Here is a 12,167-nt window from a genome sequence, read left to right as displayed (position 1 = left end):
CCATGGAATTTGTATTCCATGGTTTCTCTGTTCATAAATTTTACTTGCTATTCTTTCACAATCATCCTATGTTCGACAATTCTCTGTTCAGAGACATCTTCTCCATATAACTGCGAGATCAACAAATCCACCGCTTCTTCGCCCATCCGTTTCTCATCTTGCCTAATGTGAGTGAAAATTGGTTTTCCCAAAAAATCGTTTAAGGAGTCGAAGCACACGATATCGTAGGTCTCCAACCTCTTTCCTTGTGTATCAATGGCTTGAGCCAACATGGTGGCGACCAAATATTCCGAAACAACAAATGCTTTTACATGGATGTTTTGTTCCAAAAAACTTTTGAGCGTCTCTAAATCCTCTGCCCATGAACCTGAACGGGTCCCCGTAATATTCGTTAAACAATAGTCCTGATCTAACTTCAATCCTTCCCGGGTAAAAGCCAACGTATATCCCAAGAGCCTATCTTCCAGCGCTGACGTATTCTCAACCGGTGGAGATAAATAGCCGATGTTTTGATGGCCTTTCTCGATGAGATGAAGCGTAAGTTCTTCCGCAGCTTTTCTATTATCCGTGTAAACGGAACATACCGGAATGCCTTTCAAATACCGATCGACCAATACAACAGGAAACTTGCCCCAAACCAGACGAATGAGTTCCGCATTATAATGCGTGCCATGGACGGGGGTCACGATTAATCCTTTGACACCTAATCTAACAAAAAGTTGGATCGCATGCTCTTCATCCTCTTTGCTGCCTCCAGTCCTCTTGATGATTAAATCGCACCCATGCCGCGCGCTCTGTTTTTCCATGGATTGAAGAAGCTTCAAACCATATTCATCCGAAAAACCTGGAATAATTAATCCAATGAGGGGTCTTTCTTGAGCAGGGATCTCCGCATTCGTTCTTTCCTCCGATTGGCGCATTTGCTCCAAACTCGAAGTATAACCATTCGCCACAAACGACCCTTTTCCCTGGATACGTTTGATAACACCCGCTTCTGCCAACCTTTCGAGCGCCTTTTTAGAAGTAATGCGGCTAACACCAAATTGTTCGGCCAATTCTTTTTCGGATGAAACACGATCCCCAGTCTTTAATTTCCCCTGTTGAATCTCATGCACGATATGCGTATACAACTGTTTGTATAAATGCGTCTCCATTTTATTCACCCTAACGCTTTATGTTGATATACTTAATATATCATTTCAGGGATGAATATCAATTCTAATCTATTATCCAACGGTCAATGAAAAAAAACAGCTGAACACAATCAGCTGCCTTGTCTGGAAAGATGCTCCCTACCGGTTAAAAAGATTTTGGTCATATTAGCCACGCGTGTACCTAAAGATTCACCTAATAAGATCCCCTTCTCATAAAGGGAATGACTGAGCTCATCATCGGTATCTTCATCAGGAGAGGTAACCCCTATTCCATAATAGCTGCCGTAAAAAGCATTCCCCGGAATACTAGCGGGTAAACCGACAACCATCATGCCTTGATGCAACATCGGTGTAATCAAGTTAAGCAGAGTCGCCTCGATGCCACCATGTACGGTTGCTGTTGTACAGAATACTGCACCGATTTTATCAACTAGATTTCCTTCCGCCCATAACGAACCTAGCTTATCAATCCAAGCTTTTAAGCCTGAGCTAATCGTGCCAAAGTGTCCGGGACATCCCCAGATAATAGCATCCATCTGTGCAAGATCCCTGACATTTGCGTTATTGACATGATGGATAAAAACCTCTGTCCCTTCCACATTTTTAGCGCCTTTTGCTATGGATCGAGCAAGCTTTTCTGTATGCCCAACCTCGCTATCATAAACGATATAAATCTTCATCGTATACCCTCCTACATACAGTAGTTTTATCACTATTTCCCAATAGCCCATCTCTTAAAAACTTAAAGTTGGTCAGACTCTTCTTTGAGTTTTTTAAGCGCATCTCGATAGGCTTTATCGTCAATTACAACCGCATCACTCGTATCCTTCTCATTCCCCTTTAACCCGTGAAGAGCTTTCCTGTAATCACTATCGTTAAAAAGCATATCTTTTTTTGCAGATTGAGATTTGTTTGAAAAACCTTTTATTGCATTACGAAATTCATTATCAGCAGCCGTGTGTTGAGCCGCATATTTAATTTCTCCAACTCGTTCTGTGGGTTTATATGCAGGCGTTATTTCACTTTCTTGTCGTGATGGAACTTCATCTGTACCTTGTTTTACTTTTTTGATAAAGAAGGACAGCACCAGACCGACAACACCAATGGCAACAATAACAAGATAGGCATCGTTAATTCCTTCTATGTTTGCGGTTGTTATAAGTTGAGCTTGTGTTACACCCGCAGTTGCTCCACCATTCGTCATCATATCCTGAAGATGCGTTTTGGTTCGATCGCTCATGACAGTTATAAGAAGAGAGGTGCCGATAGCCCCTGCTACTTGACGCATCGTATTTGAGATTGCTGTACCATGAGGATTCAATCGTGCTGGCAATTGGTTCAAACCTGCGGTTTGAATTGGCATCAATAGTAAAGCCATTCCAATTCGTCGTGCAGTAGACATGAGCACCAAATAGGTGTAAGTAGTTGAGTCTGTTAAATCAGTAAAACCAAGGGTTGTTCCAATCGTAATGAGCAATCCAATAATCGCCAACCATTTTGCACCAAATCGATCGAACAGTTTACCAGTTACAGGCATTAGGAAGCCCATCACGAGAGCACCAGGAAGCAACAAAAGTCCGGATTCCAGAGCCGTATATCCTCGTGCATTTTGCAAATAAAGCGGCAGCAGCATCATATCTGCATACATAACCATCGTCACAGCGATACCGATGACCGTCGTCAAGGAAAACATACTGTAACTGAATGCCCGCAAATCAAGCAGAGGGGTTTTAGATGTCAACTGAAGCCAAGAGAAAATAACAAGCGAAACAACACCAATAGCGATTGTTAGAAGAACCTCCGTACTCGACCAGCCCAAGCTTCCCGCTCTGCTAAATCCATACAGCAGGGAGCCAAATCCGATGGTAGAGAAGGTGACGCTAAAAATATCAAAGCGAGCGTTGACTCGTTCGGATACATTTTTCAAAAAAATGAATCCACATGCGATAACAATAACAGCAAACGGAATCATGCCATAAAACATGACCTCCCATTTGTAGTGTTCCAAAATATAGCCCGCTAGTGTCGGTCCAATGGCTGGAGCAAAAATAATGGCAAGTCCCATCATTCCCATTGCGGCCCCTCTTTTTTCAGGCACGAATAGTGTTAAAATAACCATGGAGAGGAGGGGCATCACGATGCCTGCACCGGCTGCTTGAATCATTCGACCCGTAAGCAGGGTTGGGAAGTCCTGTGCAATTGCAGCAATGATAGTACCGAGAAGGAAGATGAACATCGATGCCTGAAACAGCTGCCTTGTACTGAATCGCTGCATGAAGTACGCCGTAATAGGGATCAGCACTCCGTTAACCAACAGGTAACCGGTTGTCAGCCATTGGGCAGTTGATGCCGTGATATCAAAGTCCTTCATGAGTTCAGGGGTTGCAACACTCATAATCGTTTGATTCAATGTAGTTAAGAAGGCCCCCAAAATCATCACAAACAAAATAGGCCCTTTTTTGATTGAACTACTTGTTGTTTCCTTATTTGCAACACTCAATGCTATCGATCCTCTCCAGATACTTTAGATTAACTGCCATAAAAAATATTGATTTTAGTATGTTTAGAAAGACGATTTTGTATCCAAACGCGGGTCAAAACATATCTGAAACATGGCCCAAAAGCACAATTATACATTTATCATTTTGTAAGGTTTCAAAACTGTTCCATAAAGCAAAAAAACCTTATCCGAACAATAGACTGCAAACCGTCTTCTCGTTCTCGGATAAGGTTTTCATTAGATCTGCTACATTTCGATGTATACGTTCCCCTGCTCTACCGACAAGTCAAACTTTTCTACGAAAACCTCGTAAGTTTTCGTGCGGACTTTATGATCGACAACTAGACCGCCGGTTTTAATGTCAAATTCCCAATGGTGCCAGGGACAACGAACGATCTCCCCTTCTTGTTCATATACAAATTCCCCGGGTAACGGCGATGTGACCCATGATGTAACCGGTCCTTTGCATAAACTGGCCCCCTGATGTGGACAGTAATTAAGAATGGCATGAAGCTTTCCGGATATTTTATAAATGCCTACACTCCGCCCTTTTACATCAACAATTTTAGGTTCGCCGTCCGAGAAATCATCCCATGTTCCTACATAATGTTGCGCCATCGCTATTCCTCCGCCCTGTCCGACATAGGCAGACCATAGTACCTGGAAGCATTATTGTAAAAGACATTATCTGTCGTTTCTTTGTCCATCTTGGGGAAAACGAGCTTCGGCGAATCGAAATCCCAATGCGGATAATCGCTGCAGAAGAGCAGCCTTTCCTTGGCGTGCATAGCCTCGAACAACGTATCAAACGCTTGACGGTTCGGCGTTTCCTCAATCGGCTGAGAACCGATATACATGTTGGTGAGTAAATATTCGCTAGGCTTCTTCTTCACCCAAGGCGTCTGGTCACGCAGTGCTTTCCAATCCTGGTCGAGACGCCACAAGTAAGGAGCGACCCAGAAGACGCCGCCTTCGATAAACGCCACCTGCAGCTCCGGAAATATTTCGAATACGCCTTCAAAGATAAAGCTGGCCATATGAGCCATGTAAGCCTGCGTACGGGCCGCGCGGTATTCAATATAGTAAGATGGATAACCGACATTCGTAGCGGGAGCGTTCATCCCATCGCCGATAGCTCCTACATGCATGGTGAAATTGATGCCATGCTTCAAGCAAGCCTCATAGATCGGATGATACATTCTATTCCCATAAGGATGAGGCGAACCCGAAGGAACATACGCCTGAACCATTCCGGGATGGGAGCCGAGCCGTTCGATCTCCCGAACCGATGCCGCTACATCGTGAATCGGCAGGTAGATGGAGCCTCTGAACCGGGGTTCCTTGTCGAGCCAATGCTCAATCGTATAGTCGTTGAAAGCGGAACACAACGCAGCCGAATAATACGTATCCGCAGTGTTCGTGGCCGCTATAAATTCACCGGTCAAAATCCCGTAGCGGATGTCGAATGGATTCAGAAGCTGCTCGACCATGAAATCCAGATCCGAGCCGGCTGGACCGCCGTTTGGAGGGAAAGAATCGGCTCTTTTTCCGATATTGCCTCCGTTCAACGTACCCGGTCCCCCGCCAAGACTCGATCCCCACAGTTCAATACGCTCTCTGTATTTTCGCGGCAAGTAAGGGAACAGCTGCTTGATGTCCTGAAACGTATGATGGATATCGCTATCAATAACGCCAATGCCTTTGCGTTGCTTTGTCTTGTTCGGCGTCGCTTCTATTAAACTCATGTTTTCATCTCCCCATCTTTTTTACCTCCCTATCATAAAACCTGAATGCCCCGTCCGAAAATGGTATTTCGCAATTTCAGTTTGGCATTTTGTAAGGTCAATGTTATACTTGACCCTACTGTCAACAGGCTGATTTCAGGAAGTGGGGACGAAGACATGAGCAAGCGGCAGCATCCTGACGAATATGAAGAATCACGCAATTATGTTGTAGATGAGCTAGCCTTGAACGGCGGCTTATGGCCAGTCCGGATGGGACGTCTCAAAGCAGGCCCGGATTATCGTTTCCCGCAGCGGATGATCGACTATTACGCATTGCATTTTGTTATAAACGGAAAGGTTCGTCATCGCTTTGGAGATCAGCACATCGAGCTAACCAGTGGCGATGTTTTTTGCGCATATCCGGGTGTCGTCTACCACCATTTCATTGTTCCGTCTAGCCAGCCTTTAGAAATGATTTGGGTTTCCATCGATGGCGGGCAAACGCCGCTGCTGCTCGAGAAAGCCGGCTTCCATCCCTCTGTCCCTTATATCTCGGGTGTGATTGGGAAAGAACTTGAAACATCGCTCATCCATCTATTCAGTCAACAGGAAGATAACAGCAGTCGGCGACAAGTCGATTTGATTGCGGCAATCTACCGTATATTCGGACTTATGATCCCGCAAAAAAACACCGAAGAACCAGATGCAGGTCCTGCTGGCTGGATTCCTCGGAGCATAGAGTATATGAATATGCATTACACCGAAAATATTAACGTGCAAGATGTCGCCGCGTATATTTCAGTTCACCGGGCTTACTTCTCCAAAATATTCGCCGAGCAGATCGGAATGACGCCTATCCAATATTTGCAAAAGCTCCGCATGGAGAGAGCCCTTCAACTTCTGCAGCAAACGCGGCATTCGGTCTCGGAAATCGCCATGACGCTCGGTTATCCCGATTTATATTCTTTCAGCCGGGCGTTTAGCAAACATTACGCAGCTTCTCCGAGTAAAGTGCGCGAAAGTGCAGCAAAGTCCGGTGGTTAGTTTCTTCATCCTGATTGACGGTATTGATTGCAGCACAAAAAAACACGATGCCAGTTTGGCTCGTGTTTTTTGTACAACACTTCTTCTAAATCAGCCCAGACTTTTGCAATAATCTCTGAATAATTGCAGCAACCTCAGCCCTAGTCATGTAATCCTTTGGCGCAAGCTCATCACCGTTTCTTCCTGCTACAAGGCCAGCCTGCACATTGTCCCCGACGCTGTTCAGCGCCCATGGGGATACTTCTGACATATCTGCAAAGGTACGAAGGATTACATCTGTTGACTGAACTGAAGGTTTGGCTTTCAAACTAGCGATCGTCATCGCTTTGGAGAGGATAACCATGGCCTGTTCCCGTGTAATCCGGTCCATTGGACGGAAAGTACCGTCTTCAAAACCATCGATCAAGTGGTACGCATAAGCAGTAGTGACAACACTGCTATACCAATCTATCATTTTCACATCCGAGAATTCTGATGTTCCATTCTCCAGTTTGAGGCCCAATCCACGAACAATGATGGCTGCGAACTCAGCGCGGGTAATCTCCCGGTCCGGACTAAACATACCATTGCCAGTACCATCGATGACCATTCGCGAGCCCATATCGCTCACTGCTTGTTTAGCCCAATGATCCGCCACATCATTAAATTCGAGCGGATGCCAGACGATAGCATACGTGCTATTCGTTAAGCTGTTGATTTGGGCGTAATATTTGCCATCAATTACAACAATCTTGGTTGGTACATGACGAACGGTTCCGTCGGTCTCAACAACAACCCCTGTTGTAATTTTGCTGGGATCAATACCATCTGGAAGCGCAATGCTTCGTTCGATGTAAGCATTGAACTTCGATACTTCGATGCTCCTATCTCCATAGGTGCCTCTAACTGTAAAGCTAAGCGGCGGTGCAACAAGCGTGAACGTTCCTTTGGCTGCCGCGTTCTCAACAACTTTCACTGTATCTGTTGTTGGTACGGCGATTTCGATTTGTACCTTGATGTCTTGCAAAGCTACTGACTTGCCGACCTGTTCGGATATAGCGTTAATATTGATTTGTTCCGCTGGAATTGTATAGGTCGCGCGATCCGTTATAATTTTAAGATCAGCTTGCATGTCCTCCATGTTTTTCACCATCTGGCCGTTCAGCTCGCTAATGACCACATCGGATTTATGGTTTACTGGAATCGCAACCACGGCATGTTGACCTTCCAATGCGAGCTTGTCCTCCAGCTTTTTCTGATCAACTACCACCGTTGTTATGGATTGACCGTTACGTTGGGTTGTCGTTGCGGTTCCCGCATTCTCCACTTTACCGTTGATAAGTATATCCACATTAGTTACTTTGTTCTCCGGTGTCGTTGGAGTGTTCGGCGCATATGGCGTATCGCTATCCCTATCATCACGGGATGAAGTTTGCGGAATGACCGTATTCGACTCTGCAGAAGGTACACTTTTTCCTACATCACTGATCGCTTTCACCGTAAACGTATAGCTCGTTCCATTCACCAAACCCGTAATGACAATCGGGCTAGATTGGCCTGTTACGGTTATATTCCCTGATGAAGCTGTCACTTCATACCCCGTAATCGCACTTCCTCCATTGTCAGTTGGAGCCGTAAAAGATACGGTCGCTTCTCCGTTTCCAGCTACTGCCGAAACATTCGTTGGTGCTGCCGGAACCGTTGCCGGAGTGGCCGGAGTAGCGTTGGCCTGATTCGACTCTCCACTCAAGCCTCCAGAGTTACCTGCTTTCACTGTAAAGTAATAGGTCGTGCCGTTTAGCAAGTTTTGTACATTGTAGGTAGAAGAAGTGACGGTAGCAACTGAAGCGTTACTAAATTGACCTGAAACAGTCGCCATATAAATGTTGTAATACGTCGCTCCCGTTACCGTACTCCAATTTAGTGTAATATTACGGTCCCCTCCGGTAGCTACAAGATTTTGTGGATTCGCAGGAGAATTCAGCAAGTTGACAGCTTGTGTGACTGTAAACGTCACATCCGTCATATGGGTCGCCGATAACGTTACCGTTGCGGTATATGTGCTGGCTGGCAAGCCGTCTTTCGCTTTAACCGTAAAGCTCGTTGCGGCCGCTCCGCTCATTAACGTCTCACTTGGTTGGGTAATCACAAAATCGTTGGCATGATCGCCGCTAACCGCTGCCGACAGATTCAACAAATCACTCGTGCCTGTATTTGTTATATCAATGGTTTTTGTCTCTTGGGTACCCGAAATGTAACCTTGAGTAAGTTCAGTTAACGTTTGATTGGTAATAGCAGCAATCGTATACGTAGGTGCAATGTTCACCGTGACCGCAGCGACACTGCTCGTTGCCGTCGCCGTCTTCGTGCCGCTCACGCTGCTGTTCGTGTTGGTCACGACCACATAGTAGTAGGTCGTACCAACCGTTGCCGTCGGTGCGGCATAAGTTGGGCTTGTTGCACTGCTGATCGCTGTGCCGCCACTCGTGCTGTTCGTCTTATTGCTGTACCACTGGTACGTCAGCAATCCGCCGTCGCTTACGCTGGCCGCTACGCTCAAAGTCGGGCTGCTATCGCCTTCATTGACCGTTGCGCCCGTTGGCTGCGTATCAATGCCCGGCGTTGCCGCGTTGGTCAACGTATTCACCGTGACCGCTGCGATGCTGCTCGTTGCCGTTGCCGTCTTCGTGCCGCTCACGCTATTGTTCGTGTTGATCACGACCACATAGTAGTAGGTCGTGCCTACCGTTGCCGTCGGTGCGGCATAGGTTGGGCTTGTTGCACTGCTGATCGCTGTGCCGCCGCTCGTGCTATTCGTCGTATTGCTGTACCACTGGTAGCTCAGCAATCCGCCGTCGCTCACGCTGGCCGCTACGCTCAAAGTCGGGCTGCTATCGCCTTCGTTGACCGCTGCGCCCGTTGGCTGCGTATCAATGCCCGGCGATGCCGCATTGGTCAGCGCATTCACCGTGACCGCAGCGACGCTGCTCGTTGCCGTCGCCGTCTTCGTGCCGCTCACGCTGTTGTTCGTGTTGGTCACGACCACGTAGTAATACGTCGTGCCTGGCGTTGCCGTAGGAGCGGCATACGTTGGGCTTGTTGCAATGCTGATCGCTGTGCCGCCGCTCGTGCTGTTCGTCGTATTGCTGTACCATTGATATGTCAGCAATCCGCCGTCGCTCACGCTGGCCGCTACGCTCAAAGCCGGGCTGCTATCGCCTTCGTTTACCGTTGCACCCGTTGGCTGCGTATCGATGCCCGGCGTTGCCGCATTGGTCAGCGCATTCACCGTGACCGCAGCGATGCTGCTCGTTGCCGTCGCCGTTTTCGTGCCGCTCACGCTGTTGTTCGTGTTGGTCACGACCACATAGTAGTAGGTCGTACCTACCGTTGCCGTCGGTGCGGCATAGGCCCCGCTTGTTGCACTACTGATCGCTATGCCTCCGCTCGTGCTGTTCGTCGTATTGCTGTACCACTGGTACGTCAGCAATCCGCCGTCACTCACGCTGGCCGCTACGCTCAAAGTCGGGCTGCTATCGCCTTCGTTTACCGCTGCGCCCGTTGGCTGCGTATCAATGCCCGGCGTTGCCGCATTGGTCAGCGCGTTCACCGTGACCGCAGCGACGCTGCTCGTTGCCGTTGCGGTCTTCGTGCCGCTCGCGTTGTCGTTCGTATTAGTCACGACAACGTAGTAATACGTCGTGCCTGGCGTTGCCGTCGGTGCGGCATAGATTGAGCTTGTTGCACTGCTAATCGCTGTGCCGCCACTCGTGCTGTTCGTCGTATTGCTGTACCACTGGTACGTCAGCAATCCGCCGTCGCTCACGCTGGCCGCTACGCTCAAAGTCGGGCTGCTATCGCCTTCATTGACCGTTGCGCCCGTTGGCTGCGTATCAATGCCCGGCGTTGCCGCGTTGGTCAATGCATCTACGATTGGCGATTGCAAAATCATTCCACTTGCCCCCGCCACCACATACTTGCCGTTGGCGAAGGTAACACCATATAAACCATTCGAGGTGCCCGACGAACGGTCCGCCCAGCTCGTTACGTCACTCGAACTCAAAATTGTTCCGCCTAGCCCTACCACCACGTACGTACCGTTGCCGTAGCCGACGCCACGAAGTTCATTCGAAGTGCTCGACGTTTGGCTCGTCCAGCTCGCCCCGTCACTGGAGGTCACTATCGTTCCACCTGCACCCACCGCCACATACTTGCTGTTACCGTAACCGATACCGTAAAGAATGTTCGTGGTGCCCGATGTTTGGCTCGTCCAACTCGTTCCGTCAATGGAGGTCAAGATCATTCCATTTGCTCCCACTGCCACATAAATGCCATTGCTGAAGGTAATATTCCATAGGTCATACGCAATACCCGACGTACTGCCCGTCCAATTCACTCCGTCACTCGAAGTTACAATCGTTCCACTTGCCCCCACCGCTACATACGTGCCGCTGGCGTAGCTGACACTGTACAGATGATTCCCAGTGCCAGACAGTTGGCTCGTCCAGTTCGCTCCGTCACTCGAGGTATAAATCCTACCACCATACCCCACCGCCACATACGTGCCATTGCCGTAGATGACGCCGTACAGAGGAAACGTAGTGCCCGACGAACGGCTCGTCCAGCTCGCTCCGTCACTCGAGGTTAAGATTCTTCCATTATATTCCACTGCCATATATGTGCCATTGGCGTAGATGATGTTATAAATAGGATTCGAGGTAACACCCATCAGAGAGCTCGTCCAGTTCGCTCCGTCACTCGAGGTCAGTATCGTTCCACCATTCCCCGACGCCACAAACTTACCGTTAACGTAACTGATGCCAGCAAAATTATTCGTAGTGCCCGACGTGCCGGCCATCCAGTTCACGCCATCACTGGAGGTTATAATCGTTCCACTTATCCCCACCGCCACATACGTGCCGTTACTGTAGGTAAGACCATTTAGTCCATTCGTAGTGATCGACGTGCGGGGCATCCAGTTTACTCCGTCACTGGAGGTAAATACCTTTCCACTTTGCCCCACAACCACATACGTGCCGTTGGAGTAGCTGACACCATATAAGCCATTCGTCGTGCCCGATGCGCGGCTTGTCCAGGTTGCTCCGTCGCTTGAAATCAAAATCGTGCCAACTGCCCCGACTACTATATAATTGCCATTGAAGTAGCTGACGGCATAAAGATATTGCGTAGTGCCCGATGAGCGGCTCGTCCAGCTCATTCCGTCGTTGGAGGTCAATATCGTTCCATTTTGCCCCACCGCCACAAACGCGCCGTTGCTGTAATTGACTGTACGAAGATCATACGTGGTGCTCGACGTGCGAGGCATCCAGCTCACACCATCGCTGGAGGTCAAGATTATTCCAGCTGCCCCCACCGCCACATACGTGCCGTTGAAGTAGCTGACGCCATAAAGAGCATTCGTAATGCCCGATTTACGGGGCATCCAGTTCACTCCGTCGCTGGACGTCAAGATCGTTCCACTTGTACCCACCGCCACATACATGCCGTTGCCATAGGTGACGCCAACCATAGTTTGTCCCGTGGATCGAATGTACCAGTTATCAAGAGAACTCGTAGTTGGTTCTGCATGTGCAGCTTTCCCAGGATTGATCCACATAAATGCGCTAAACAGCAACAATAATGATAATTTCAGTCGAATGATTTTATGAGCCATTTGCTTCCAAGCAGAGAGATTCACATTCATTTCTCTTGCTGTTTTTCCTTTATTCGACACCTTTCATCTTCCTTCCCCAAATTTCATGCTTT

General features: G+C 48.2%; 6 protein-coding genes and 1 pseudogene. 1 reads left to right on the top strand and 6 read right to left on the bottom strand.

Annotated elements, in window-relative coordinates; all coding sequences use genetic code 11:
• Nucleotides 1–47 precede the first annotated feature (47 nt).
• The 5 genes and pseudogenes from ACKTT9_RS05240 to ACKTT9_RS05220 form a co-directional block, all read right to left on the bottom strand.
• Nucleotides 48–1,154 (bottom strand): GntR family transcriptional regulator, encoded by a 1,107-nt coding sequence (locus ACKTT9_RS05240; protein WP_407870768.1) that lies wholly within the window; start codon nt 1,152–1,154, stop codon nt 48–50.
• Nucleotides 1,155–1,264: 110 nt separating this feature from the next.
• A complete protein-coding gene (locus tag ACKTT9_RS05235; protein WP_407870767.1) occupies nt 1,265–1,834 on the bottom strand; it encodes an NAD(P)H-dependent oxidoreductase in 570 nt (189 codons plus the stop codon).
• 362 nt (nt 1,835–2,196) lie between these two features.
• Nucleotides 2,197–3,591: pseudogene (locus tag ACKTT9_RS05230) on the bottom strand (DHA2 family efflux MFS transporter permease subunit); the annotation flags it as partial.
• A 309-nt stretch (nt 3,592–3,900) separates the two neighbouring features.
• Nucleotides 3,901–4,272, bottom strand: coding sequence for a Rieske (2Fe-2S) protein (locus tag ACKTT9_RS05225; protein WP_407870766.1), 372 nt, complete (start codon nt 4,270–4,272; stop codon nt 3,901–3,903).
• Between the two features lie 2 nt (nt 4,273–4,274).
• Complete coding sequence (locus ACKTT9_RS05220; RefSeq protein WP_407870765.1) at nt 4,275–5,399, bottom strand: amidohydrolase family protein; 1,125 nt, start codon at nt 5,397–5,399, stop codon at nt 4,275–4,277.
• Nucleotides 5,400–5,555: 156 nt separating this feature from the next.
• Here ACKTT9_RS05220 and ACKTT9_RS05215 point away from each other — a divergent pair, with 156 nt between their 5' ends.
• Nucleotides 5,556–6,422, top strand: coding sequence for an AraC family transcriptional regulator (locus tag ACKTT9_RS05215; protein ID WP_407870764.1), 867 nt, complete (start codon nt 5,556–5,558; stop codon nt 6,420–6,422).
• An 85-nt stretch (nt 6,423–6,507) separates the two neighbouring features.
• Here ACKTT9_RS05215 and ACKTT9_RS05210 read toward each other — a convergent pair whose 3' ends face one another.
• Nucleotides 6,508–12,135: an S-layer homology domain-containing protein gene (locus tag ACKTT9_RS05210; RefSeq protein ID WP_407870763.1), complete on the bottom strand. Its 5,628-nt coding sequence runs from the start codon at nt 12,133–12,135 to the stop codon at nt 6,508–6,510.
• Nucleotides 12,136–12,167 lie beyond the last annotated feature (32 nt).

It is taken from the genome of Paenibacillus sp. P36, assembly GCF_045866505.1.
GTDB classification, from domain to species: Bacteria; Bacillota; Bacilli; order Paenibacillales; family NBRC-103111; genus Paenibacillus_E; species Paenibacillus_E chondroitinus.
Note: the sequence above shows the minus strand (reverse complement) of the source record. Positions and strands in the feature narration are given on the sequence as shown.

What these genes read in the sequence shown, in the direction of transcription:
- ACKTT9_RS05215 (WP_407870764.1), top strand. Translation starts at nt 5,556, where the DNA reads ATGAGCAAGCGGCAGCATCCTGACGAATATGAAGAATCACGCAATTAT.
- ACKTT9_RS05240 (WP_407870768.1), bottom strand. Translation starts at nt 1,154, where the DNA reads ATGGAGACGCATTTATACAAACAGTTGTATACGCATATCGTGCATGAG.
- ACKTT9_RS05235 (WP_407870767.1), bottom strand. Translation starts at nt 1,834, where the DNA reads ATGAAGATTTATATCGTTTATGATAGCGAGGTTGGGCATACAGAAAAG.
- ACKTT9_RS05220 (WP_407870765.1), bottom strand. Translation starts at nt 5,399, where the DNA reads ATGAGTTTAATAGAAGCGACGCCGAACAAGACAAAGCAACGCAAAGGC.
- ACKTT9_RS05225 (WP_407870766.1), bottom strand. Translation starts at nt 4,272, where the DNA reads ATGGCGCAACATTATGTAGGAACATGGGATGATTTCTCGGACGGCGAA.